Origin of the sequence: Bacteroides difficilis (assembly GCF_048319815.1) — a bacterium.
GTDB classification, from domain to species: domain Bacteria; phylum Bacteroidota; class Bacteroidia; order Bacteroidales; family Bacteroidaceae; genus Bacteroides; species Bacteroides zhangwenhongii.
The window spans coordinates 3,924,042-3,949,015 of the sequence record NZ_CP182814.1 but is presented as its reverse complement, the minus strand read 5'-3'; the positions used below and the strand labels follow the sequence as shown (position 1 = coordinate 3,949,015).

22 protein-coding genes are annotated in these 24,974 nt (G+C 42.0%); 6 read left to right on the top strand and 16 right to left on the bottom strand.

What is annotated here, in order from left to right; genetic code table 11:
- The first annotated feature begins 32 nt into the window (after window positions 1–32).
- On the top strand, window positions 33–710 hold the full coding sequence (trmD, locus tag ACNOGP_RS15570; RefSeq protein ID WP_186967648.1) for a tRNA (guanosine(37)-N1)-methyltransferase TrmD: 678 nt from the start codon (window positions 33–35) through the stop codon (window positions 708–710).
- Between the two features lie 218 nt (window positions 711–928).
- Here trmD and ACNOGP_RS15565 read toward each other — a convergent pair whose 3' ends face one another.
- From ACNOGP_RS15565 to ACNOGP_RS15545, 5 genes are all read right to left on the bottom strand, one after another.
- Window positions 929–1,840, bottom strand: a complete 912-nt coding sequence (locus tag ACNOGP_RS15565) for a dihydroorotate dehydrogenase (protein ID WP_143866056.1) — start codon at window positions 1,838–1,840, stop codon at window positions 929–931.
- Complete coding sequence (locus tag ACNOGP_RS15560) at window positions 1,828–2,604, bottom strand: dihydroorotate dehydrogenase electron transfer subunit (protein ID WP_287669234.1); 777 nt, start codon at window positions 2,602–2,604, stop codon at window positions 1,828–1,830. The genes ACNOGP_RS15565 and ACNOGP_RS15560 overlap by 13 nt, the downstream gene beginning before the upstream one ends.
- A gap of 77 nt (window positions 2,605–2,681) precedes the next feature.
- A complete protein-coding gene (locus ACNOGP_RS15555) occupies window positions 2,682–3,152 on the bottom strand; it encodes a helix-turn-helix domain-containing protein (RefSeq protein ID WP_143866060.1) in 471 nt (156 codons plus the stop codon).
- 1,157 nt (window positions 3,153–4,309) lie between these two features.
- Complete coding sequence (gene holA, locus ACNOGP_RS15550) at window positions 4,310–5,329, bottom strand: DNA polymerase III subunit delta (RefSeq protein ID WP_007760473.1); 1,020 nt, start codon at window positions 5,327–5,329, stop codon at window positions 4,310–4,312.
- A gap of 21 nt (window positions 5,330–5,350) precedes the next feature.
- A complete protein-coding gene (locus tag ACNOGP_RS15545; RefSeq protein ID WP_007760475.1) occupies window positions 5,351–6,127 on the bottom strand; it encodes an AMP nucleosidase in 777 nt (258 codons plus the stop codon).
- A gap of 62 nt (window positions 6,128–6,189) precedes the next feature.
- Here ACNOGP_RS15545 and ACNOGP_RS15540 point away from each other — a divergent pair, with 62 nt between their 5' ends.
- Window positions 6,190–6,639, top strand: a complete 450-nt coding sequence (locus ACNOGP_RS15540; RefSeq protein ID WP_007753411.1) for a type I restriction enzyme HsdR N-terminal domain-containing protein — start codon at window positions 6,190–6,192, stop codon at window positions 6,637–6,639.
- A gap of 35 nt (window positions 6,640–6,674) precedes the next feature.
- Here ACNOGP_RS15540 and ACNOGP_RS15535 read toward each other — a convergent pair whose 3' ends face one another.
- The 8 genes from ACNOGP_RS15535 to ACNOGP_RS15500 all read right to left on the bottom strand — a co-directional run bounded on the left by ACNOGP_RS15535 (window position 6,675) and on the right by ACNOGP_RS15500 (window position 17,365).
- Window positions 6,675–9,803 carry an efflux RND transporter permease subunit gene (locus ACNOGP_RS15535; RefSeq protein WP_418213141.1) on the bottom strand — a complete coding sequence of 1,043 codons (3,129 nt, stop codon included), beginning with the start codon at window positions 9,801–9,803 and terminating at the stop codon, window positions 6,675–6,677.
- 46 nt (window positions 9,804–9,849) lie between these two features.
- Window positions 9,850–10,959 (bottom strand): efflux RND transporter periplasmic adaptor subunit, encoded by a 1,110-nt coding sequence (locus ACNOGP_RS15530; protein WP_418213140.1) that lies wholly within the window; start codon window positions 10,957–10,959, stop codon window positions 9,850–9,852.
- 37 nt (window positions 10,960–10,996) lie between these two features.
- The gene (locus tag ACNOGP_RS15525) at window positions 10,997–12,394 is read right to left on the bottom strand and encodes an efflux transporter outer membrane subunit (RefSeq protein ID WP_418213139.1); all 1,398 of its coding nucleotides are present in this window, start codon (window positions 12,392–12,394) and stop codon (window positions 10,997–10,999) included.
- 137 nt (window positions 12,395–12,531) lie between these two features.
- On the bottom strand, window positions 12,532–13,362 hold the full coding sequence (locus tag ACNOGP_RS15520; protein ID WP_007760483.1) for a zinc ribbon domain-containing protein: 831 nt from the start codon (window positions 13,360–13,362) through the stop codon (window positions 12,532–12,534).
- Window positions 13,363–13,367: 5 nt separating this feature from the next.
- On the bottom strand, window positions 13,368–14,165 hold the full coding sequence (locus tag ACNOGP_RS15515) for a Nif3-like dinuclear metal center hexameric protein (protein WP_143866066.1): 798 nt from the start codon (window positions 14,163–14,165) through the stop codon (window positions 13,368–13,370).
- A gap of 82 nt (window positions 14,166–14,247) precedes the next feature.
- Window positions 14,248–15,042, bottom strand: a complete 795-nt coding sequence (locus ACNOGP_RS15510) for an ABC transporter permease (protein WP_418213138.1) — start codon at window positions 15,040–15,042, stop codon at window positions 14,248–14,250.
- A gap of 31 nt (window positions 15,043–15,073) precedes the next feature.
- Window positions 15,074–15,694 (bottom strand): ABC transporter ATP-binding protein, encoded by a 621-nt coding sequence (locus ACNOGP_RS15505; protein WP_007760496.1) that lies wholly within the window; start codon window positions 15,692–15,694, stop codon window positions 15,074–15,076.
- Between the two features lie 684 nt (window positions 15,695–16,378).
- The gene (locus ACNOGP_RS15500; protein WP_195477624.1) at window positions 16,379–17,365 is read right to left on the bottom strand and encodes an IS30 family transposase; all 987 of its coding nucleotides are present in this window, start codon (window positions 17,363–17,365) and stop codon (window positions 16,379–16,381) included.
- A 304-nt stretch (window positions 17,366–17,669) separates the two neighbouring features.
- On the opposite strand from ACNOGP_RS15500, the gene ACNOGP_RS15495 reads away from it, so the two are divergent.
- Genes ACNOGP_RS15495 through ACNOGP_RS15485 form a run of 3 tightly spaced genes read left to right on the top strand, consistent with a single transcriptional unit; the run spans window position 17,670 to window position 20,275 of the window.
- Window positions 17,670–18,212: a ferredoxin domain-containing protein gene (locus tag ACNOGP_RS15495; RefSeq protein ID WP_007753389.1), complete on the top strand. Its 543-nt coding sequence runs from the start codon at window positions 17,670–17,672 to the stop codon at window positions 18,210–18,212.
- A gap of 52 nt (window positions 18,213–18,264) precedes the next feature.
- Window positions 18,265–19,380 (top strand): agmatine deiminase family protein, encoded by a 1,116-nt coding sequence (locus ACNOGP_RS15490; RefSeq protein ID WP_195630372.1) that lies wholly within the window; start codon window positions 18,265–18,267, stop codon window positions 19,378–19,380.
- Window positions 19,381–19,393: 13 nt separating this feature from the next.
- The gene (locus ACNOGP_RS15485) at window positions 19,394–20,275 is read left to right on the top strand and encodes a carbon-nitrogen hydrolase (RefSeq protein ID WP_007753383.1); all 882 of its coding nucleotides are present in this window, start codon (window positions 19,394–19,396) and stop codon (window positions 20,273–20,275) included.
- On the opposite strand, the gene ACNOGP_RS15480 is transcribed toward ACNOGP_RS15485, so the two are convergent.
- The 3 genes from ACNOGP_RS15480 to ACNOGP_RS15470 form a co-directional block, all read right to left on the bottom strand.
- The gene (locus ACNOGP_RS15480; protein WP_029425870.1) at window positions 20,269–20,658 is read right to left on the bottom strand and encodes a GtrA family protein; all 390 of its coding nucleotides are present in this window, start codon (window positions 20,656–20,658) and stop codon (window positions 20,269–20,271) included. The two genes, ACNOGP_RS15485 and ACNOGP_RS15480, sit on opposite strands and share 7 nt — an antisense overlap.
- A 14-nt stretch (window positions 20,659–20,672) precedes the next feature.
- Window positions 20,673–22,430 carry an aspartate--tRNA ligase gene (aspS, locus tag ACNOGP_RS15475; RefSeq protein ID WP_007753377.1) on the bottom strand — a complete coding sequence of 586 codons (1,758 nt, stop codon included), beginning with the start codon at window positions 22,428–22,430 and terminating at the stop codon, window positions 20,673–20,675.
- Window positions 22,431–22,540: 110 nt separating this feature from the next.
- The gene (locus tag ACNOGP_RS15470; RefSeq protein ID WP_017142787.1) at window positions 22,541–23,566 is read right to left on the bottom strand and encodes a diacylglycerol/lipid kinase family protein; all 1,026 of its coding nucleotides are present in this window, start codon (window positions 23,564–23,566) and stop codon (window positions 22,541–22,543) included.
- Window positions 23,567–23,786: 220 nt separating this feature from the next.
- Between ACNOGP_RS15470 and spt the strand changes: the two genes are divergently transcribed.
- Window positions 23,787–24,971 carry a serine palmitoyltransferase gene (spt, locus tag ACNOGP_RS15465; RefSeq protein ID WP_007753371.1) on the top strand — a complete coding sequence of 395 codons (1,185 nt, stop codon included), beginning with the start codon at window positions 23,787–23,789 and terminating at the stop codon, window positions 24,969–24,971.
- Window positions 24,972–24,974 lie beyond the last annotated feature (3 nt).

Sequence of the window (24,974 nt, the reverse complement as noted above, 5' to 3'; positions counted from 1 at the left end):
AATATTTGTACTTTTGCGAAAAATTAAAGATTATGCGTATTGATATTATAACGGTTTTGCCCGAAATGATTGAGGGATTCTTCAATTGTTCCATTATGAAACGGGCTCAGAACAAAGGACTTGCAGAAATCCATATTCACAATCTGCGTGACTACACTGAAGACAAATACCGCCGTGTCGATGATTATCCTTTTGGCGGCTTTGCCGGAATGGTCATGAAAATAGAGCCTATCGAGCGTTGTATCAATGCTCTCAAATCGGAGCGAGAGTACGATGAAGTAATCTTCACAACCCCCGACGGAGAACAATTCAACCAGCCTATGGCCAACAATCTGTCTTTAGCACAGAATCTTATTATCCTTTGCGGACATTTCAAAGGAATTGACTATCGTATCCGCGAGCACCTGATCACTAAAGAAATCAGTATCGGAGATTACGTCCTGACAGGTGGCGAATTAGCTGCGGCAGTCATGGCCGACGCTATTGTACGCATCATTCCGGGAGTCATCTCCGACGAACAATCTGCACTTTCCGATTCTTTCCAAGATAATTTGCTGGCAGCACCTGTATATACTCGCCCTGCCGACTATAAAGGCTGGAAAGTTCCCGAGATTCTTTTATCCGGTCATGAAGCCAAGATTAAAGAATGGGAACTGCAACAATCTTTGGAGCGTACAAAGAAACTTCGTCCCGACTTGCTGGAAGAATAAAAACAATATGTAAATAAAAGCGACAGCAGGAAATAAGTTATTTCCTGCTGTCGTTTTTATTATATCCTCCGCTTGGAGATTTTAGCCCTCACTCTTCACACTAAACACAAACATCTTATTCGTTCACCATTTCATATTCAATCTCACAGATCAAAACTTGAAGGCAGAATAGCATTTTTCTCATATATCTAGTGCGAATAGTTATTGTATGTTTGCAGTTATACCTCAAGCGCACCTATAATTTCCTTCACAGACTTATATCCATGTCTATCTAAGTAATTATTTATACCATCTTCCACTTTGATGGTAACAGCCGGATCTATGAAATTTGCCGTACCGATCTGGATAGCAGATGCACCCGCAAGCATGAATTCAACCGCATCTTTCCAATCCATAATCCCGCCTAATCCTATGACAGGAATATTTACCGCTTTAGCAACTTGCCATACCATACGTAATGCGATAGGTTTTACGGCAGCTCCGGACATTCCACCTGTTATAGTGGATAAAATGGGACGTCTACGCTCCGCATCGATTGCCATTCCCAATAATGTATTGATTAATGATACACTATCTGCACCACTTTCTTCCGCTGCACGAGCTATTTCAGTGATATCTGTGACGTTTGGAGAGAGTTTTACGATAAGTGTCTTTTTGTAAGCAGAACGTACTGCTTTCACCACTTCTGACGCACCTTTTGCTGACACACCAAAAGCCATACCACCTTGCTTTACATTGGGGCAGGAAATATTTAACTCTATAGCAGGAATTTTGTCAAGTTCATTAATAATTTCGGCTGTTTTCACATAATCTTCGATAGTAGAACCCGAAACGTTTACAATCATATTCGTTTCTATGTCTTTTATGCGAGGATATATATGTTCTACAAAGTACTCAACGCCCTTATTTTGCAGTCCCACAGCGTTTAACATCCCCGAAGGAGTCTCAGCCATACGTGGATAAGGATTCCCTTCACGTTTGTGAAGAGTAGTACCCTTTACAATAATACCACCTATTCGCGCTATATCAATGAAGTCAGAGAACTCTTCACCGTATCCAAATGTACCGGATGCTGTCATCACCGGATTCTTCATTTTCAATTCGCCAATATTTACACTTAAATCTGCCATAATAGTTTATTTATATTAAAAACAGGACCTTCTTTACATACACATAAGTGACCTTCTGTCGTATTTTCCACACAACATAAACATGCACCGATACCACAAGCCATCGTATTTTCCAAAGAGACTTCACATTCTATCTGATTACTTTTGGCATATTTTGCCACAGCCATCATCATAGGTTTGGGACCACAAGTGTAAATCTGCTCAAATTGTACTTTGCCTAATATAGAATGTTGAGTAACATATCCCTTTTCTCCGTAACTACCATCTTCAGTAGTAGTATACACCTCACCATATTTAGCGAATTCTTCCAACTGCAAAAGATCCTTATCACTACGAGCGCCTAAAAGAAAGGTAGGTTTATGGCCGTTTTTAGCCAATTGCTCACCCAAAAACAACATAGGAGCTGTTCCGACACCTCCACCCACTAGCAGGAGCTTATCAGAGGCCTTTAGAGGCATTGTGTAGCCATTTCCTAACGGAAGTACCGTATTAATCACATCGCCTGATTTTACCTCTGCCAAACGCCTTGTACCATCTCCGACTAACTGGATCAGAAACCATACTTCATTTCGTTGTTTATCTACAAAGTTAATAGAAATAGGACGACGCAAGAATGTAGTAGGCGAACCGTCCACCCGGAGTTCGGCAAACTGCCCAGGAAACATTTCGGGCAGCAACGATGGAGATGTCAATTTTAGCAATACATAATTAGTATGCAATTTAATATTCTCCGTAACCGTCAGATCTAAAATAAATTTCTTCATGTATGGATATAAAAAGTATAAATTCGTATTCCGGGTGCAAAGATACAGGAATTTGCTCAAACGAGCGATTTTACCTCTTATTTTTCAGGTCTAAACGTTTCATAGGTATTATCATCAAAGAAAATTCTTATTTCAGTGATTTTCCTAACAGGCTTTTCTATATACCTAATTTCCTGTTTTACAACCTCTTTAGCTACATTTTCAGTGCCTCTTAATGCAATTTCCTTGCGATTTTCCAGACCAATCGTCTCTTTGGTCGAATTTACAGGATTCTCGTCAAACAAAGAAGGTTGATAATCTCCATTAGAAGATACCAATGAAGCACTTTCTGCAGAAGCGAGCATTTCACCTTTTCCATATAATAGCCATTCGAGATTTACATAGCTATAAGTCTGGTGAACTTTCATGACTACTTCCAGACTCGGTTTATTTCTATCATTTAAAATATGAGAAAGAGTAGACTGCTGAACCCCGATTGTCTCGGCAAAAACTCTGGGGGGAACCTTTTCCCTTTCCATAATCATTCTAATTCTGTCTTTTATTTCCATACTGCCTTTATTGAAAGTTATAATTCCACGCACTAAATGATGTTTTCACAAAAATATATCAAAGTTTAAACACAATACAAAAGTAAATATTTAAATTCACAAAAGCAAATTACAATTATAAAAACACTAATATCACAAAACTATATCATTATTCACATTTGAAATATCACGATTGTACACATAGATAAAAGAGCCTACTTACATATCATAGTCATTATTTAACAAATACACATTACTATCTGATAATAAGCGAATTACACATAGAAATAATGAGTAGAAACAGTGATATTCACAAAAATAAATATCACATAAAGTTCTAATTTACAGTTCAAAATCAAATAACTGTATATATATAACTGATATTTAATGATATGGCATACCTATAAATAACTATTAATCACTCTCCTACTACATTTATACTAAAATACTTTATCTTTGTAAACTATCTATTTTACATTTATACAACCAGCTAATAATGTATAAATGTATAGCATTCACAAGAGTATTAATTACAAATATATAACACGAAATACACAAACGTAAATAGAAGAAGTTGCACTTGCAATAAAATAAAGAAAAAAAGCTATTATTCACGAATGTATATTATGGTTTCTTCAAATCATCTTTGACATTCTAACCTAAAATACCAAATCCTTGCAATATTTCCGTCCATTAGCCCATTTCGATGTTTTTTTTCAATTCTAGGAAGGTCTAATTCTGCATAATACATTGTTATACAAATATTTACTTCACATTTTATGACTCTGTTTTTTAGTTTAAATAGAGAAAAGCAAGAAAATCACCACTATTAATCTCCAAACTATCAAAATGATATTTAAAGCAAGATAGGAATTCAAATTTTTCTGTGAAGTTTCTTGTGAAGAGAAAAACGCCTATTCGACGAAAGAATGATATTGGTTGGGGACACCACCGAATAAAATTGAGATGAATGAATAAATGAAAAAGTCCAAAGGATGAGGAAGTAGCCATGAAAAGATAAGGAAAGTATATAGAAATTATTGTTCGTTTTTTTATTCAAAATATAGACTTACACCGTCCAAAAGAAAACATATTTCAGAGGATATAGAAAAGACATCTACTTTATTCTATTTATAGTAAAAGTAGATGTCTTTTCTTATATACCAAAAACGCTCCTACTAATGCAAAATATTAAACACTAATTCGCGAAGAATATCTCCATCTGTCATTGAACTGTTCTTTACTCCCTTTGACTTTGCATCCGCATATCGTATTTCACCAACGATTTGCATTGTCTTTACACCAGTATATTTTCTCATAGCAGCTATATAATCTTTAGCCTGCCAAGTCGTTTTCAGTCCTAACATATTAGCAACTCCCTGCTCTGATTTATCAGGCGCATAATATGCCAACATCAGATTAGAATAGAAGTTGAACAACAGTGACAAAGTCATCTGTATTGGATTCGTTTTCGGGTTTTCTTCAAAATATTTTATTATCTTATTTGCTTTAAGGATATCCTTTTCGACAAGTGCGCTCCGCAATTCAAAGTTATTATAATCCTTGCTTATACCGATATTCTTTTCTATCTGCTCAGGTGTTACACGTCTCTGACCAGCAGGTAAAGTGATGATCAGCTTTTCCAGTTCCCCCGTCAGTCGGCTCAAATCAGAACCTACAAAATCAGCCAACATGGCTGTTGCCTTAGGTTCCATATCCACACCTTTACGCTTCATATAAGAAGATATGAAAGCAGGAAGTTGGGCCTCTTTTATTTTTTTCGATTCAAACAATACGCCCACCTTTTCAATTTCGGCTGCTAACTTCTTTCTACGATCCAACGTACCATGCTTATGGCATATTACCAGAATAGTAGACAGGAGTGGTTTTTGAAGATAATAAGACAACTCTTCCATATTGCGGATTGCCTGCGCCTCCTTTACCACTACCACCTGATGTTCGGACATCATCGGATAACGCTTTGCTGCATTTATGACAGTAGCCACATCTACATCGGCACCATATACCACGGTTAGATTGAACTCCTTCTCCGTTTCATTCAACACATTATTTGTTATATAATCTGCAATCAGGTCGATATAATACGATTCTTCCCCCATCAAATAATAGACAGGACGATATTGTTTAGCACCCAACTCCTTGAGAATATCATCACACGTCAGTTCTTGTTTTGCCATAATATCTTTCAAGACCGGGAATTACCAGTCAAATTTCAAGTGTTTTACAGTTTTCTTTTCATCAATAATCATACGCAAAGAGGCAATACCTATTTCCACATGCTCTTCCACATAATTTTTGGTAACCAGGCTATCGCTCTTGTCTGTTTTCACCCCATCCGGAGTCATCGGTTGATCGGAAACCAACAGCAATGCACCGGTAGGAATATGATTGGCAAAGCCACAACTAAACAATGTTGCCGTTTCCATATCAACTGCCATTGCGCGAGTCTTTTTCAGATACTCCTTGAATGTTTCATCATGTTCCCAAATACGACGATTCGTAGTATAAACAGTTCCTGTCCAATAGTCACGTCCATAGTCACGAATAGATGAAGAAACGGCACGCTGCAACATAAATGCAGGCAACGCCGGAACCTCAGGCGGAAAATAGTCATTGGAAGTTCCCTCGCCACGAATTGCCGCAATGGGAAGAATCAAATCTCCAAGATGATTCTTCTTGTCGATACCACCGCATTTACCAAGAAACAGACATGCCTTCGGGCGGATAGCACCCAGCAAATCCATGATAATGGCGGCATTAGGGCTCCCCATACCAAAATTAATCATTGTAATTCCTTCGGCACTGGCAGAAATCATATTAGCATCCCTACCCAATATTGGGACATCAAATTGATTGGCGAAAATCTCTACGTACTTGTTGAAGTTAGTCAACAGTATATACTCTCCAAAATCCTCCAAGTTACGTTTTGTGTAACGTGGCAGCCAATTAGCTACGATTTCTTCTTTTGTTTTCATAATTTCATTAAATTTGCGGTTCCAAATAAAGGAACCCGTTATTTAACTTACAAAAATAATAAATGTTATCGTTAAACCTACCAGTATTCGACACTAAAATAAACGTACGAAACGGAAAAAATGTAATTTTTGACGTGATTCGCAAACGATATGTCGCCCTTACTCCCGAAGAATGGGTACGACAACACTTTGTACACTTTCTCATTGCACACAAAGGATACCCATCCGCTCTATTAGCGAACGAAGTAATGGTGAAGCTGAACGGTACAACTAAAAGATGCGATACAGTACTCTACCGGAGAGACCTGTCCGCCCGGATGATTGTGGAGTATAAAGCTCCCCATGTAGAAATCACGCAAGCAGTTTTCGATCAGATTACCCGATACAATATGGTACTGAAAGTAGATTACCTGATTGTCAGCAACGGAATGCAGCACTATTGCTGCCGCATGGATTATGAAAATCAGAGCTATACTTTTCTGAGAGATATTCCGGACTATGCTTCTTTATAAATCGATCATTACATGAAACCTACGGGATGATTACATCATCCCGCCACTTTCTTTTTCCCACCGAATTTTTCTTGCAATTTCTGCATCAGCTCATAGAAATTAGGTACATAAACCGTAGCCAGCAACGTATTCATTGCCATACCGAATACCACTGCAGCTCCCAGTGCGATACGGCTTTCCGCACCTGCACCGGTAGCAAACAGCAACGGCATTACTCCCAAAACGAAAGCAAATGATGTCATTAAAATCGGTCGCAGACGAACATGTCCCGCTTCAAACGCCGCATCACGGATAGAATTCCCCTCAGCGCGGAAATCACGGGCAAACTCCACAATCAGAATTCCGTTCTTTGCCGAAAGCGCAATCAACAGGATAATACCAATCTGCGTATAAATACTTACCGGAGTCCCCATTATCAGACAACCAATCATCGCTCCCAACAATGCTACCGGCAAACCAATAACCGCCGCTACCGGACTGGTCCAACTTTCGTACTGCGCAGCCAACACTAAAAATGCGACAATCAAAGCCATGACCAGAACAATGGTCGTTGTATTCCCAGCCTGCGTTTCCTGGTATGCAACAGAAGTCCATTCATACCCGAATTCATCACCTAACTGTTCCTTGAACAAAGCCTCCATCTCTTGAATAGCCTGCCCCGTACTGCTTCCCGGAGCCACATTGCAGGTCAAAGCCGCAGTAGAATACATATTATACCGGTTAATCTGATCTTGCCCCAACTGTTCTTCTACTTTAGTAAAAGAAGAGAAAGGCACCATCTCTCCCGCAGAATTCGGCACACTCAACTTCAGCACATCATCAATCACCCTTTGCGCCTGATCACGCGCCTCGATCTTCACCTGATAGATACGTCCGAACTCTACAAAATCATTCACATACGCCGCTCCCATATAATATCCCAGCGTAGAAAAGACATCATTCAAGGCAATACCCATAAATTGAACTTTATCCCGATCGATATTCAAAAAATACTGCGGTACATTTGCTTGATACTGGCTGGATATAGAAGCCAGAGCAGGTTTGGTATGGTAAGAAACCAATAAAGCATCGATAGCCTGCTGCATCTCCGTAGGTCCCAGATTTTTCCTATCCTCTACCTGAAGCTGCAGACCTCCCGAAGCTCCTAATCCCGGAATAGCCGGTGGAACCATAGCAAACACCTGCCCGGCTTGAATTGTCATATACGCCTCACCGTTGAAACGGTTGACTACAGCGGCAGCCGTGTGCTCCTTCCCTTTCCTTTCGTTCCAGTTTTTCAGTACGACAAAATAAGTAGCCGAATTACTCTGCTCACCACCTCCCATAACGGAAAAACCAGTAATACCTATATAGTTCTGTACCTCAGGATACGAATCAAGTATGGCATTAATTTGATTTCCAACCGCTTGTGTACGCTCCAGACTGGCAGCAGGAGGCAATTGAACCACAGCAATGAAATATCCGTCATCTTCATCGGGAACAAACGTAGAAGGCCAGCGCATAAATAGAAGAACGGCAATAACTGTCAAAATGGCATAAGAGATAAAACTAAATCCCGGTCGTTTAAGCAGCCATTTAACGATTCCGTCATATACTCCCTGCGTTTTATCATAAGCCTTATTGAATCCCCGATAGATAAAAAACTTGGAAGGTTTGCTCTTTTCGAGAAAAAGCGCGCAAAGCGCAGGTGTCAACGTCAATGAATTAAAACCGCTCAACACGGTCGAAGCAGCAATAGTCAACGCAAACTGCTTATATAGCTGGCCGGAAATTCCACTAATCAACATAGTAGGAACAAATACGGCAAGCAACACAAGAACCACGCCGACAATAGGGCCGGTAATCTCTCCCATCGCTTTTGTCACCGCTTCGCGAGGCGAGTATTGTCCGGTTTCCAGTAACCTCGAAGCGTTCTCCACCACCACTATCGCATCATCCACCACAATGGCGACTGCCAAAATCAATCCGAACAACGTCAATGTATTGATAGAGAAGCCAAATGCCGCCATCACAGCAAGAGTACCAATCAAAGAGACCGGAATGGTGAGACAAGGAATAATAACCGCCCTCCAATTCTGAAGGAACAAGAAAATAACAAGCACCACCAGCAAAGTAGTCTCAAAGAACGTCACCATCACTTCATCAATGGAAGCATGAATCACATCCGTTGTATCCAACGTAACGTTATAAGTAACACCTGACGGAAAGTTCGCTCCCAATTCCTCCATTTTGGCTTTCACCCCTTTCGATACATCCAATGAGTTGGATCCCGGTTGCTGATAAATAGCGATGGCAGCCGTAGGTTTCCCATTCAGCCGGGATACCACTCCATAAGAAGCAGAACCCAGATCAATCCGTGCAATATCTTTCAGGCGAAGCATTGCTCCGTCCTTTTCCGTACGGATGATGATATTGCCAAACTGTTCCGGTGAGGTAAGTCTCCCTTGCACATTCAACGTATACTGAAACGCATTCTTATTATCCTGTCCGATAGGTTGACCGATATACCCGGCAGAAACCTCTACGTTCTGCGCCTGAATGGCCTGATAGACCTGTTGCGGTGAAATATTGCGAATCCGCATAGCTTCAGGATCCAGCCAGACACGCATAGAATAATCTCCGGCTCCCATGACATTTACCGCACCGACTCCCGGCACACGGGTTAACTGGTCGACAAGATTTAATTTCGCATAGTTGGTAAGGTACAAACTGTTATAGACAGAATCCTGCGAAGCCATCGTCAAGAACATAACGATGTTCGAAGATTGTTTCTGTACAGTCACTCCCTGCACCACCACCGGTTCCGGAAGTGATGATTGCGCGATACTCACCCTGTTTTGCACTTGCACGGTTGCCATGTCAATATCCGTTCCAACGGCAAAAGTGATAGTCAGGGAGTATGCTCCCGAAGATGAAGAGTTGGAAGACATATAAAGCATACCATCTACTCCATTCACCTGCTGTTCGATAGGAATACCTACCGTTTGGGCTACCGTCTCGGCATTTGCACCCGGATAAACGGCCGATACTTGTACCGTCGGTGGTGTAATCTCCGGAAATTGCGCTACCGGTAATATATTTAGTGTCACCAGACCGGCTACCACAATAAGCAGTGCAAGCACCGTAGCGAAGATCGGTCGGTTTATGAAAAATTTAGAAAACATAGATCTATAAGTTTAGGATTAATACTTGAAATGAAAGAACTACTCTTTAAGGTACAGGCTTTACCTTCATTCCATCTCTGACTTTCATCAGAGCTTCCGTGACATACCGCTCTTGAGGAGAAATGCCCTCCAATACCTGACGCAGGGTATCACCCATTAACTGCCCCACCTCAATATGACGGTAACGAACTATGTTCGAGTCATTTACGACATACAGAAATTTACCTAACTGATCCGTTCCTATAGAAGCTTCCTTCACCAATACAGCATTTGAGGCTTCGCCATAAGGAAGAGTTATGCTCACATACAACCCGCTTTTCAAAAGCCCTTTCGGATTATCAAAATTAGCGCGTACCATCAATGTTCCCGTACTCATATCCACATTCGGGGATAAATAATCCAACACGGCAGGATAAGACTCCGTTCCATCCTTACCCAATTGTACCATAATCTTTTGCGGCAGGTTCTTTGCCGATTGATTATCATTCATCGCCATGCCCAACCACTGATTGTCCGCTACATTAAAATACGCATACATCTGATTATCCTTATAGATAGTAGCCAAAGTAACGGGCTGTAAAGAGCCGCCCACATAACTTCCTATGTCCACAGTCGATTTCGTGATAGTCCCGTCAAACGGAGCACGCACATAACAATATCCCAGATTCGTATGCGCCGTACTCAAAGCGGCTTCCGCATTATTCACAGCCGCGATCCCCTCTGTCACATTGGCTTCCGACTGTAGCAGTTGTATCTGACTCACCGCATCACTTTTGATAGCCTCTTTCATACGGCTGTAATTACTGCGTGCGTACTCCAGCTGCGCCTGAGCTGTTTGCAGATCCGCTTTCGCCTGTTCCACCTTATCTTTATATAATGTAGGCTCGATGACAAAAAGTAACTGTCCTTTCTTCACCCTTCCTCCCGGAGTATAGGAGGTGGACTGCAAAGTCCCGTTTACCCTAGCCACAAGATTTACCGTTTGCTCCGTTGTCAGGTATCCCGGGTAATCTTTCGTCAGAGTAATGTCCTTCACTACCGGTTTAGCCACGCTAATTTCAGGAGTAGGCATTCCTCCCATTGCTCCTGTGTTTTTCTTCTCCTTGCATCCTGTCAATATGGGTAGCGCAAGAAAGATATACATTAGTTTTTTCATATCCGTTCGGTTATATTTTTTATTTATAGATTCTTTTTTATTCTCTCCAGCCTCCGCCCAATGCTTTATAAAGGGTTATCAGTTGCAATAACGAACTGCCTTCCGCTTGCACCAGCTGATTCTCATAAGATAGCAGAGAACGTTGGGCGTCGAGCACATTCTGGAACGGTGAAAGCCCCTGTTTATAAAGTTCTAAAGAAAGTTTCAACGTCTCCACACCTTGATTGCGCACCTCCCTCAACGCCACAATCTGCTTGATGGAATTACGATAAGCATTCATCGCATTATCCGTTTCCTGCACAGCAGTCAGAACCGTTTGATTAAATTGATTGATCGTTTCGTCTAATTGAGCTTTTGCCAGTCTGGTGGCATTTACCAATTGTCCTCCACTGAAGATTGTCCAACTCAATGCCGGAGCAATCTCATAAGTCATGCTTTTACTCTTCACCAGATCCTTTAAATCGCGGGCAGCATAGCCAAACGAACCTTTCAGAAAAACTTTCGGCAACCAATCGGCCTTAGAAGCTCCGAGTAACGCTGCCTGCGCATTCACATTCCGTTCCGCACTCCGTACATCGGGTCTTCTCAATAATAAATCGACAGGCATACTCACTCCGATCGGTTCCATATAATCGGGTAAAGTCCCCACCGTTTCCAGCACCGGACGAATCTCCTGAGGATACATTCCAAGCAAAACGGCCAGTGTCGTGATATACTGGTTGATACCTGCTTCCAATTGTGGAATGGAAGCTCTCGTGCTATACAAAACCGATTTAGCCTGTGCCACGTCCAATTTAGCCACAAGTCCGGTGTTATAACGTACTTCCGTGATTTTCAGCACTTTTTCCTGCGAAGCGACATTCTTCTTCACCACCTCAAGCTGCTGCTGAAATTCCCGTAGATTGATATAAGCTGAGGCCACCTCGGCCGCCATAGAAATCATCACCCCCGTATACTCCTCTTTACTTGCAGCAAAATTCTCTTTCTGCGCTTTCACACGCTTACGGATACTGCCGAATACATCCACTTCCCAACTCATACTGAGTGATGCGCCATAATAATGTTCCGTAGATTGAGGAGCGGCACTGATATTGCCGCTTGTCTCCTCGCGAGTCCATCCGGCATTCAATCCGATAGAAGGGAAAAAGTTACTGCGCTCCATCCAAAGATTGGCACGGGCAGCAGATATGCGGTTAATAGCCATCGCAACAGAGAAATTGCGGTCTACCGCCAAAGCGATCAGAGAATCCAACTTGGTGTCCCGGAAAGATTTCCACCAATAATCATCCACAGGAAGCGTCTGTTGAAATACTTGTCCACTCTCCTCCCATTCATCAGGAAGAGGCGCCTTCAGATAACGGTTTGCAGTTTGCCCAACCGCAGATACAGTAGAAAGAAACATAAAGAGCGATATGCCCCACATTCGTATATTCATATCAGTTCAGGTTTTTATGAAATGATATGATAACAACCAAAGGTTTGGTTTGTTTATTTTGGGTATGTTAAGAAAGGGAGATAAAAAAAGCCCCGCATGATGCGGAGCTTTGAAATATATAATCAAAAAGCGGTAGATTATTCTGCACTTTTTCTTCTGATCGCTCTTTTGGTTGTTGGTGCGGGAGCTTCTTCAGCCTTGTGTTCAATCTGTACACCAGCCAATTCCGGGTCAATCATGATACGTCCGCAATATTCGCAAACGATCACCTTCTTACGAGAGCGAATATCCAATTGTCTCTGAGGCGGAATCTTGTTAAAGCAACCACCGCACGCGTCACGTTGTACATATACGATACCCAGTCCGTTACGAGAATTTTTACGTATACGTTTGAATGACTGCAATAGACGCGGCTCAATTTTAGTTTCCAGATCTTTGGCTTTGTCTCTCAACTTTTCTTCTTCCTGCTTGGTTTCAGAGATAATCTCATCCAACTCGCTCTTCTTCTGTTCGAGGTCTTTTTGTCTTTCATCCAAGACCTGTTCGTTTTTCACAACTTCACCCTCTTTCTCTTCTTTGTCTGCAGAATACTCCTTGATTCTCTTCTCACAAAGCTCGATCTCCAACGTCTGGAATTCAATTTCTTTTGTCAGGAAGTCATATTCACGGTTGTTGCGAACATTGTCTTGCTGTGACTTATATTTTTCAACCGAAGCCTTAGCCGTTTCAATCTCTACCTTCTTACCGGCAATAGCAGCTTTCAATTCATCTACTTCAGCTTTAATCTTGTCGATACGAGTACTCAAACCGGCAATCTCATCTTCAAGGTCTTGCACTTCCAACGGAAGTTCACCTCTCAATGTTTTGATCTCGTCAATCTTAGACAACATAGTTTGCAGCTGGAACAGTGTCTTCAGTTTCTGTTCTACCGTCAACTCATTCGGATCTTTTTTTGCTTCTCTAGCCATTTTACTTATAAATATTTTATGGGATTCGTATTTATTTTACTCGATTGGAGTGCAAAATTTGGAAATAAATCCCGGATTATAGAATAAAAAATTTCTTTTGTATATTGTTCGCTTTCATAATGACCGATTTCCGCCATCAGAATATCGCCCTCATGACCAAAATAATCATGATATTTAATTTCACCCGTGATAAAGACATCCGCACCTGCCCGGATGGCCTGTGGAAGCAAAAAAGCTCCTGCACCACCACACAACGCTACTTTCTGTATCTCCCTGCCTGTCAGTCTATTATGTCGGACACAGCCTACCTCAAAAGTTTTCTTTATACGTTTCAGGAATTCAAGCTCTGTTTCAGGTTCATCCAATTCGCCCACAATACCCGCACCTGCCTGCGTCAAGTCGTCTTGCAGGCTGTTCTCTTTCGGTTCGAGCACTTGCAGATTCTTCAAACCTATTTTTTCAGCTATCTTATAGTTAACTCCCCCGTATGCATTATCCAGATTAGTATGCGCTGAATAGATCACAATATCATTCTTTATTGCCTTCAGTATGCAACGTTCCACATAATCTTTGCCCGTAATGGATTTATAGCCTTTGAAAATGAGCGGATGATGTGATATAACGAGGTTGTACCCCAATGCGATAGCTTCATCCAGCACTGCTTCGGTAACGTCAAGACACAACAAAGCCCCTGTTGCTTCCGCTTCTGTCAATCCGATTTGCAGGCCGGCATTATCAAATCCGTCTTGCAATGGCAGAGGCGCGAATCGTTCAAGGGCGCTTACTATTTGCTTAATTTTCATTATTGATAGAAAATTTGGTTGCAAAGATAATAAATTAAATAGTTATGCGCATAACTTCCTCATCGTTTTTTTCGTGTGACTGTCATTTCTTGGATTCTTTAGTCACTTCCAACAGTTTTCCGTATGCATCGAACGAACGTCGTGAAGCCAATGAGATAGTAATCATCAACGACAACATGGATGCGGCGAAAGTAATCACCATAATCATCATTTGATATTTGATAGCGACATTCGGGCTGCTTCCCCCCAGAATCTGCCCGATCATCGTACCGGGAAAAGCAACCAGCCCCATAACCGCGATATTCGCAATCAAAGGACTGAAAGATTTAATAATGGCCTGCCGGATAAATGGAGCTTGGGCTTCCTGCCTTGTAGCCCCATTCCCCAATAAATACCGATACAATTGTTGTTCACGTTTCAGCCCGCTATAATAGGTATTCAAAGCGATAACATTGCTCGACAACATATTCCCCATCAGAATGCCGAATATCGGAATAAAATATTGGGCACTGAAAATATTATCCAATTGAAGGACACCCCCGATAAAGTAAAACCCTATTAACACAACACTACAGAAAAAGCCGACCGTAATAGGGATCAACAGAATACTTCGTTTCAACTGGGTACGTACCAATGCGGTTTGTCCGGCTACAAATATCATAACGACCACCCAAAGGAAATTAATAAAAGGATTATTCCATAAAAAGAGGTATTTCAGATACATACCGATAAGAAACAGTTGGATAATCATCCGTAATGTGCCAATCACAGCAGGTTTTAGCAGTCCTGTCTTGAATTTCCACAGATAAAAGAATGGAATGGCAAGCAGAAGCAAACCTACAAGAAGATTATAATATGATATGTCAATCGTTCCCACTATATAGTTTAGTATTCTATCTGGTTCTTAATTATAGTTCTATTACATAATGACATCCCGCTGCAAAGTCTTTGTCGTGAGATACCGCCAACACTGCCGCCCCTCTTTCTGCCTGCCGTCGAAAAAAAGACAGTACTTTATCAGTCGCCCCCGCATCCAATGCAGACGTCGGTTCGTCAATGATAATCAACGGTTTATCAAGCATTGCAGCCACAGCCAATGTTATACGCTGGCGCTGTCCGCCGGATACCTCATTCACTCTCTTTGCATATAATTCGTGTTCCAAACCCAATTCGTCAAAACAAGCGTATAATCTCTCCTCCGAAAAGGGTACGGAACGATTCACTTTCAGCTCAAACGGAAGGGTAACCATATCTTTCACCCACTCAAACGGCAGTGCCAATTCTTGGGGAATCCATGCAATCTGTCGCCGGACGACATCTATGGTCGATATATCCAGCAACGTCCCTCCCACTTGAATGGTCCCTTCTCTTAACGGCACAAATCCCATCACCGCATTCAACAATGAAGTTTTTCCGCAACCGGACTGCCCCACGATGCAAGCGGTTTCTCCCTGTTCCAGATTCAGATTAAAACCGGAGAAAAGCACTTCTGTCCCAAAAGCAATACAGGCATTATTGATATGCAACATGACTCATCTTTCTAAAATTCTCATCAAAAGTACATAAAAAAACACGACTTATGAATATAAAACCCCAATAATATCGCTAGCTATATATTTTGCTGTCTATAAAAGTAGGTTTACTATACCATTATTGTCATATTTCTCAACCATTCCGGAAAACAATAAGAGTTGAAGCGCGCATACCTTACATTTCATACAAAAGCTAACGGTAATTCATGTATCAATCAACATACAATATATTGTATATCAACTAGTTTGTCACATTATCAAATAAACATTCAAACCGTTCTACTCCAGTGAACAGATCTGTTTACTAGAGTAGACAGTATTGTTCACTCTAGTGCACGAAACCATTCACTCTAGTGGAACGATTGAAATGCAAGCTAAATAATCCATCAATGATGGCTAAATAATCCGTCAATGGCGGCTAGATAACCCAACAATATAAGTAGCTTCACCTATAAACAACCGTTAGATTGTAATGAAAGATATATGAGAGATGTATGAAAAATATATGAGAGATACATGGAAAAACCATGAGAGATGCATGAAAACAAAACATCTCTCATTGCAGTATATTACTGATAATATGAACATTACATCCAATTTATGAGAGATATGAGAGATGAAATAAAAATAAATCTCTAGTAGTGTGCTGAATTCAATTTGTAAATGCGACACCTCCTTATTTTATAAGTTCAATTTTTTCTTGAGCTGCTTAATCTTTCTAAAATTTTGTGCCTCTTTGGGTGATAAAAATCCCAATCTTTTTCTTGGTCTTTGATTAATTTCTAATGTAATTTCCTCTATATATTGGTGTGTAATATATTCGAACGAAATGCCTTTCGGTATATATTGCCTGACTAATCCATTTAGGTTTTCATTTGCTCCTCTTTCCCATGGGTGATGTGGTTTTGCAAAGTAAAAATCTATCCCTAATTCTTTCGCAATATATTGGTGGTCTGCAAATTCTGATCCATTGTCTGAAGTAATTGTATGTATTCGCCCTTTATATGGTCTCAATAGTTGCACGGTTGCTGCCGCCACATATTTAGCTTCCTTACTTGGCAACTTGTATGTCCATAGCCACCCAGTTTTTCTTTCATTTATTGTAAGAATAGCCCCTTTATTATTCTTTCCAATAATAGTATCCATTTCCAAATCTCCCCATCTCTTTTTTTTCTCCACAATAGCAGGTCTTTCCGAAATATCCTTGCGATTGGGAATACATCCTCTACTATTATGTGCGGAACCTCTCTTTCCATGCTTCCGCCCCTTTCTTCTAAGTGACCGATATAAATCCCCGCCTTTTCGTTTATCGTCCCATATCCACTGATAAAGCCTCTCCACGGAAACCATCGGGAAGCCTAGCCCCTTACATCTTCCTACTATTTGTTCCGGGCTATAATTCAGCTGGACAAGCATGGCTGTGGCTCTGGCCTTGACACACTCTGTGAATTTCTGTGGACGAATACGTTGCTCTTTACGACGTTCGTAACGATACTGTGCATAGTCAGCATCATAAGAGTCCGTGGGATTCCATTTATTGCGACATAACTCACGATAAAGGGTACTACGATGAATACCCAGCAAATGGGCTATTTCATCTTTTTTAATTCCTGCTTGCAGATACGCTTGTAATTTGTATCTTTGTCCTTCGGTTAATTGTTTCATCATGCGACTGATTTGGTAGGAGATTGAGGGAGCAAGATAGAAACTTTATTCCAAGGGAGAAGCAAGATGAAGATTTTTTTCATCCGCTTCTCTCTAAAAATATTTTTCTAAACTATATTCTCACTCAACTGTCGCATTTATAACTTGAACTTAGGTGTAAATTCCTTAAGATTCAAATTCAAAATGCGACACTATTTCCTTTTATATCAGTGGCTTTTTCAATAACCTCTATTATTTAAACAAAGCACTTATTCATCTCTTCGAATAAAATATTATCTTTGCCTGACTAATTAATTCTAGAAAAGTTATGATACTAAACGAAAGAGACGCTCGCCATGAGCACATACTGCAAGCAGCACGCCAGATAATGACCGCTGCACGCACTGCCCCCAAAGGAAAAGGGATAGATATTATTGAAGTGGCGCTAATTACCGATGAAGAAATCAAGCAATTATCGGACACTATGATAAAGATGGTGGAAGAACATGGAATGAAATTCTTTCTACGGGATGCAGACAACATACTAAATGCCGAATGCGTTATATTAATAGGAACGCGCGAACAAGCACAGGGACTGAATTGCGGTCATTGCGGATTCTCGACTTGCGCCGGACGTACAGAAGGCGTTCCATGTGCCCTGAATAGTATTGACGTAGGTATTGCGATAGGCTCTGCCTGTGCAACAGCAGCCGATCTGCGTGTAGATACACGGGTAATGTTCTCTGCCGGACTTGCAGCACAACGTTTGAACTGGCTGAAAGACTGCAAAATGGTAATGGCGATTCCGGTAAGCGCATCATCAAAAAATCCGTTCTTCGACCGGAAGCCAAAACAGGAGAACAAAGATTGATATCATACTCGCAAAAAAGAAATGGATATAAATAACTAAATAGAAAAGTCTGATGGGAATCATGGTTGGATTGCCCAGCCCTAGCGGCTCGGAGAAAGATTTGCAATTAAACTTCGGTAAAAATATGACCGTACAGGTAGAAATGAGAGCACCTTATCTGCCTGCCGAATGGCATACGCAAAGCGGCATACAACTGACGTGGCCGCACGCCGGTACGGATTGGGCATATATGCTGGAAGAAGTACAGCAATGTTTCATAAATATCGCCCAAGAAATAGCAAAACGAGAACTGTTACTAATCGTCACCCCCGAACCTGAAAAGGTGAAGCAACAAATAGCTGCTACCGTCAATATGAACAATGTACGGTTTCTGCAATGTGCCACCAATGACACTTGGGCACGTGACCACGGAGCTATAACCATGATTGACACAGGTACTCCCTCATTGCTAGACTTCGCATTTAACGGCTGGGGACTAAAATATGCTTCCGAACTGGACAATCAAATCACCAGGCAAGCTGTAGAAGCCGGAGCTTTAAACGGTCAATACGTCAACCGGCTTGATTTCATACTCGAGGGCGGTTCTATCGAGAGCGATGGAATGGGCACACTGCTTACCACTTCCGAATGTCTGCTCTCTTCCAACCGTAATGAGCGTCTTAACCAAGTGGAGATAGAAGATTATTTAAAATCGGTTTTCCATCTCCAGCAAGTCCTTTGGTTGGATCACGGCTACCTTGCAGGCGACGATACCGACAGTCATATTGATACTTTAGCCCGTTTCTGCTCTACCGACACCATCGCCTACGTGAAATGTGAAGACAAAGAGGACGAGCATTATGGAGCGCTACACGCTATGGAAGAACAATTAAAAACATTTCGCACATTGGCCGGAGCTCCCTATCGTCTGTTAGCTTTACCTATGGCGGATAAGATAGAAGAAGATGGAGAGCGTCTTCCCGCCACATACGCCAATTTTCTGATTTTAAATGACGCCATCCTCTATCCGACTTACAATCAGCCGCAAAATGACAAGAAAGCAGGTGAAGTGTTGCAACAAGCATTTCCGGGACGGCAAATAGTCGGAATAGATTGTCGAGCCCTAATCAAACAGCATGGTTCTTTGCATTGCGTCACCATGCAATATCCAACAGGAGTTATAAAATAAATAATTATTCATCATGAGAAAAATAAAAGTCGGACTTATCCAACAGTCTAACACTTCGGACATTCGTGTCAATCTAATGAATCTCGCCAAAAGCATAGAAGCGTGTGCTGCGCACGGCGCACAGTTAATCGTTCTTCAGGAATTGCACAATTCGCTTTACTTCTGCCAGACAGAAAATACAAACTTATTCGACCTCGCAGAAACGATTCCCGGACCTTCCACCGGATTTTACTCGGAATTGGCGGCAGCCAATAAGGTAGTTCTTGTAACTTCCCTCTTCGAGAAACGCGCGCCGGGACTTTATCACAATACAGCCGTTGTCTTCGACCGTGACGGAAGCATCGCCGGTAAATATCGGAAAATGCACATTCCCGATGATCCTGCATATTACGAAAAGTTTTATTTTACTCCCGGAGATATAGGTTTCGAACCGATCCAGACTTCTTTAGGAAAACTGGGGGTCTTGGTATGTTGGGATCAATGGTATCCGGAAGCTGCCCGCCTGATGACACTGAAAGGCGCCGAACTTCTAATCTATCCTACGGCTATCGGCTGGGAAAGTAGCGACACGGATGACGAGAAAGCGCGTCAACTCAATGCCTGGATTATCTCACAACGTGCTCATGCCGTTGCAAACGGTCTTCCTGTTATTTCCGTCAATCGTGTAGGTCATGAGCCCGATCCTTCCGGACAGACAAATGGTATCTTATTTTGGGGAAACAGTTTTGTTGCGGGTCCGCAAGGGGAATTTCTCGCACAGGCCGGAAATGACCGTCCGGAGAATATGGTAGTGGAAATTGATATGGAACGTTCTGAGAATGTACGTCGCTGGTGGCCATTCCTGCGCGATCGTCGCATCGACGAATACGAGGGACTGACTAAGCGATTCTATTGAAAAGTCAGTTTCTTATTAGCCATGAAGTTGACACCTCCGTAAATAAACAATCCCAAGAATTGTGCGAGGTATTCATTCACGTCTAATCCTTCAACCAATAAAATAAGAAACAGGAATTGTGCCGTGTAGGCCAGACCAAAAGCAGAACAAAAGAGCAGTATCTGTTTCCAGATACTGTTCTTTTTGTTTTCTATAGGGAATATCCAGTATTTACACCAAACGAAGTTATGGATTTGAGCAATCAGATACGCTGTTATATTAGCCACTATATAGTCACCGTTGAATGATATTTCCTTCATCATCAACCATACAACCAATGCCATTATCAAGGCATTCATCGTACCGATTACCATAAAACGAAATATACGTACCGATTCTTTCACTCCCACCCTTTGCTTCACTCTTTGATATCAACAATCAAATTCAGTTCGTCAAGTTGAGTCTGGTCAATCGCAGATGGCGCATCCAGCATCACATCACGTCCGGAATTGTTCTTCGGGAACGCGATACAGTCACGGATAGAGTCCAGACCGGCAAATAAAGACACCCAACGATCAAGCCCGTATGCAAGACCACCGTGAGGCGGTGCACCATACTTAAAGGCATTCATCAGGAAGCCGAACTGCGCTTCCGCCTTTTCCGGAGTAAAGCCCAGAATCTCGAACATCTTGGCTTGCAGTTTCGCATCGTGAATACGGATAGAACCTCCACCTACTTCGACACCATTGACTACCATATCGTATGCATCAGCACGCACTGCGGCCGGATCAGTATCCAACAATGGAATATCTTCATCTTTCGGATGTGTAAAAGGATGATGCATTGCCATCAGACGACCTTCTTCCTCGCTCCATTCAAACATCGGGAAGTCAATCACCCAAAGACAAACGAATTTATTCTTGTCACGCAAGCCCAATTGAGAACCCATTTCCAAACGAAGTTCACAAAGTTGCTTACGGGTTTTCATGGCATCGTCACCGGAAAGAATTAAAATCAAGTCACCCGGCTTAGCTCCGAACGCTTCCTTCATTTTCTGAAGTACCTCTTGCGTATAGAACTTGTCTACGCTTGATTTCACCGTACCGTCCGCTTCTATACGGGCATAGACCATACCTTTTGCGCCGATCTGAGGTTTCTTTACAAACTCAGTCAACGCATCCAGCTGTTTACGGGTATAAGTCGCAGCACCTTCCGCACAGATACCACCGATATATGCAGCATTATCAAATACGGAGAATCCATGTCCTTTCATGATGTCCATCAATTCGACGAACTTCATGCCGAAACGCAAATCCGGTTTATCGCTACCATAATATTTCATGGCATCAGCCCAAGCCATTCTGGGGAACGGTTCGGTCAGTTCCACACCGCGAAGAGTCTTAAACAGATGTTTAGCCATCCCCTCGAAAGTAGTAATAATATCTTCTTGCTCAACAAAGCTCATTTCACAGTCAATCTGCGTGAACTCCGGTTGACGGTCGGCGCGCAGGTCTTCATCACGGAAACATTTCGCAATCTGGAAATAACGGTCGAACCCGGATACCATCAACAATTGCTTCAATGTCTGCGGAGATTGCGGAAGTGCATAAAATTGTCCCGGATTCATACGTGAAGGAACAACAAAGTCGCGCGCTCCTTCCGGAGTAGAACCGATCAGAACCGGTGTTTCCACTTCGATAAAACCAAGACTATCAAGATATTTGCGGACTTCGATAGTCATTTTATGACGTAATTCCAGATTGGAACGAACGGCATTACGACGCAAATCCAAATAGCGGTATTTCATACGGATATCATCACCGCCATCCGTGTTGTCTTCAATAGTGAACGGAGGAGTCATGGCCGTGTTCAGCACATTCAGTTCGGAAACAATGATTTCAATGTCTCCCGTAGGAATATTTGCATTCTTGCTGAAACGTTCATTCACCGTTCCGGTGATTTGAATAACGAACTCACGTCCCAACTTATTGGCACGCTCACAGAGTTCTGCATTGATTTCTTCGTTAAATACTAATTGAGTAATTCCATAACGGTCGCGGAGGTCGATGAAGGTCATTCCTCCCATTTTGCGACTACGCTGTACCCATCCGGACAGCGTCACTTGCTTATTTGCATCAGAGATTCTCAGTTCTCCACATGTGTGTGTTCTGAACATATATTTTTTTAATTAAACGATTATCCACTCGCGTTTTTATTTTGGCTGAACCAAAACTCCGCAAAAGTACGCAATAATTTGTAATTCGTAATTAGTTATCCATTATTTTATCAGACTTTCTTCGTCAGCTTTTTCAAGATTTTCTTGTTTTTGTCTGTTATATTGTCAACAATAGCTTCATTCATCAATTTAATTCCATTCATATATTCTTGTGCTCTCTGAAGTACATTGGCGGCATCCTTCTCCGATGCGCGTGGCACTACTACGCGCAATCCTCTTTGAATCAACCTGATATCCACATCAGCATCCGTCTCCATAGGATCTCCGTCAAAATGCACCACTCCGGGAGTAGCCCGACGAATACACAGCCGCCTACATCGGAAAGTCTTGATGCGGCTATTCTGGTCAATCGTCTTATTAAACAGTTGAAAAGCAAGCGAAGGCACGTCCAATACGGTAAACGGCTCGAGAATGGTCACATCCAGCAAACCATCCGTCAGCGTGGCTTGCGGAGCAATGTAGGCATTGTTTCCATATTGCGACGCGTTTCCACAGGCAATAAGAAAGGCTTTATATTTGGATACTCCATTTTCAGTTTCCAGTTCGTATGTCTCCGGCTGGTATTTAAGGCTTTCTTGCAGCGTCTTTTCCAAATAAGTCAGCAACCCACGCTTACCGGCATGTGCAAACTTCAGACTGACAAACGCGTCGAATCCGACACCACAGGTACAGAAAAAATCCGTTCCGTTGATTTTACCATAATCTATAATATCCGTGCAGCCTTCATTGAGCACTTCCAATGCCTTCTTCGGTTCCATAGGTATATGCAAGTGACGTGCAAGTCCGTTTCCTGACCCACAAGGAATAATTCCCAAAGCAGTATCAGTATGCACTAATGAACGAGCTATTTCATTGATTGTCCCGTCTCCTCCGATAGCTACCACCATATCCGTTTTTTCTTCCGCAGCTTGGGCAGCTATCTCTACCGCATGACCGGCTCTCTCCGTATACACTACTTCCCAAGAGTATTTCGTCTTGTCTATTTTTTCATCCAACAAACTAAGAATCAATTCTTTACTTTGTGTTCCCGAAATAGGATTGACGACGAATTTTATTTTTTTCATATTATCGTTCATGCTATTCTTGTCGATTGTAGACGACAAAAGTAATATAAATATCTCAAATTTTAATCTATTAGAGGTTTCGAATCGCATAGGAGCAACTTTTTTCTCTTAAAAAGAACATATGAAAGCAAAAATTGTTATCTTTGCCCCCTGTTTTAAACACTTGTTAAGATAAAAGTATATTTGATCGTCAGTGAACGATCTGAGTATGAGCATAATAAATTATAATTCAATGGGATTATTACAAGAGAAGTTAGCTAAGTACGACTTGCCACAACAATTTATGGCAAAGGGCGTTTACCCATATTTCCGTGAGATTGAAGGGAAACAGGGTACAGAGGTAGAAATGGGCGGACACGAAGTGCTGATGTTCGGTTCCAATGCATACACTGGCCTTACGGGAGATGAAAGAGTGATTGAAGCCGGTATCAAAGCCATGCACAAATATGGTTCCGGTTGCGCAGGGTCACGCTTTCTGAATGGTACACTTGACCTGCATGTTCAATTGGAGAAAGAGTTGGCCGCTTTTGTTGGAAAGGACGAAGCTCTCTGTTTTTCTACCGGTTTTACAGTAAACTCAGGTGTTATTCCGGCTTTGACCGACCGTAACGATTATATCATCTGTGACGACCGCGACCACGCCTCTATCGTAGATGGCCGCCGCCTCTCCTTCTCACAGCAATTGAAATACAAACACAACGATATGGCGGATCTGGAAAAACAACTTCAAAAGTGTAATCCGGATTCAGTGAAGCTGATTATAGTGGACGGTGTGTTCTCTATGGAAGGCGACTTGGCAAACCTGCCCGAAATCGTACGTTTGAAACATAAATACAATGCGACCATCATGGTAGACGAAGCACATGGCTTGGGAGTATTCGGAAAACAGGGACGTGGTGTTTGTGACCATTTCGGTCTGACTCACGAAGTTGACCTAATCATGGGTACTTTCAGTAAATCATTGGCTTCTATCGGTGGATTCATCGCTGCTGACTCCTCTATTATTAATTGGTTACGCCATAACGCACGTACATATATATTCAGTGCATCCAACACTCCGGCTGCTACCGCGTCCGCCTTGGAGGCTCTCCACATCATCCAGAATGAACCGGAAAGACTCGAAGCCTTGTGGGAAGCTACCAATTATGCTTTGAAACGTTTCCGTGAAGCCGGTTTTGAGATTGGCGCAACAGAGTCACCTATCATCCCTCTTTACGTACGCGATACGGAAAAGACATTCATGGTAACCAAACTGGCTTTTGACGAAGGTGTATTTATCAATCCGGTTATTCCGCCCGCATGTGCTCCACAAGACACATTGGTACGTGTGGCATTGATGGCTACCCATACAAAAGAACAGATTGACCGTGCTGTAGAGAAATTAGTAAAAGCATTCAAGGCTTTAGACCTCTTATAATCA

Excerpts from the sequence above, each read along its gene's own strand:
- trmD (WP_186967648.1), top strand. The coding sequence starts at position 33 with ATGCGTATTGATATTATAACGGTTTTGCCCGAAATGATTGAGGGATTC.
- ACNOGP_RS15565 (WP_143866056.1), bottom strand. The coding sequence starts at position 1,840 with ATGGCAGATTTAAGTGTAAATATTGGCGAATTGAAAATGAAGAATCCG.
- ACNOGP_RS15560 (WP_287669234.1), bottom strand. The coding sequence starts at position 2,604 with ATGAAGAAATTTATTTTAGATCTGACGGTTACGGAGAATATTAAATTG.
- ACNOGP_RS15555 (WP_143866060.1), bottom strand. The coding sequence starts at position 3,152 with ATGGAAATAAAAGACAGAATTAGAATGATTATGGAAAGGGAAAAGGTT.
- holA (WP_007760473.1), bottom strand. The coding sequence starts at position 5,329 with ATGGCAAAACAAGAACTGACGTGTGATGATATTCTCAAGGAGTTGGGT.
- ACNOGP_RS15545 (WP_007760475.1), bottom strand. The coding sequence starts at position 6,127 with ATGAAAACAAAAGAAGAAATCGTAGCTAATTGGCTGCCACGTTACACA.
- ACNOGP_RS15540 (WP_007753411.1), top strand. The coding sequence starts at position 6,190 with ATGTTATCGTTAAACCTACCAGTATTCGACACTAAAATAAACGTACGA.
- ACNOGP_RS15535 (WP_418213141.1), bottom strand. The coding sequence starts at position 9,803 with ATGTTTTCTAAATTTTTCATAAACCGACCGATCTTCGCTACGGTGCTT.
- ACNOGP_RS15530 (WP_418213140.1), bottom strand. The coding sequence starts at position 10,959 with ATGAAAAAACTAATGTATATCTTTCTTGCGCTACCCATATTGACAGGA.
- ACNOGP_RS15525 (WP_418213139.1), bottom strand. The coding sequence starts at position 12,394 with ATGAATATACGAATGTGGGGCATATCGCTCTTTATGTTTCTTTCTACT.
- ACNOGP_RS15520 (WP_007760483.1), bottom strand. The coding sequence starts at position 13,362 with ATGGCTAGAGAAGCAAAAAAAGATCCGAATGAGTTGACGGTAGAACAG.
- ACNOGP_RS15515 (WP_143866066.1), bottom strand. The coding sequence starts at position 14,165 with ATGAAAATTAAGCAAATAGTAAGCGCCCTTGAACGATTCGCGCCTCTG.
- ACNOGP_RS15505 (WP_007760496.1), bottom strand. The coding sequence starts at position 15,694 with ATGTTGCATATCAATAATGCCTGTATTGCTTTTGGGACAGAAGTGCTT.
- ACNOGP_RS15500 (WP_195477624.1), bottom strand. The coding sequence starts at position 17,365 with ATGATGAAACAATTAACCGAAGGACAAAGATACAAATTACAAGCGTAT.
- ACNOGP_RS15495 (WP_007753389.1), top strand. The coding sequence starts at position 17,670 with ATGATACTAAACGAAAGAGACGCTCGCCATGAGCACATACTGCAAGCA.
- ACNOGP_RS15490 (WP_195630372.1), top strand. The coding sequence starts at position 18,265 with ATGGGAATCATGGTTGGATTGCCCAGCCCTAGCGGCTCGGAGAAAGAT.
- ACNOGP_RS15485 (WP_007753383.1), top strand. The coding sequence starts at position 19,394 with ATGAGAAAAATAAAAGTCGGACTTATCCAACAGTCTAACACTTCGGAC.
- aspS (WP_007753377.1), bottom strand. The coding sequence starts at position 22,430 with ATGTTCAGAACACACACATGTGGAGAACTGAGAATCTCTGATGCAAAT.
- ACNOGP_RS15470 (WP_017142787.1), bottom strand. The coding sequence starts at position 23,566 with ATGAACGATAATATGAAAAAAATAAAATTCGTCGTCAATCCTATTTCG.
- spt (WP_007753371.1), top strand. The coding sequence starts at position 23,787 with ATGGGATTATTACAAGAGAAGTTAGCTAAGTACGACTTGCCACAACAA.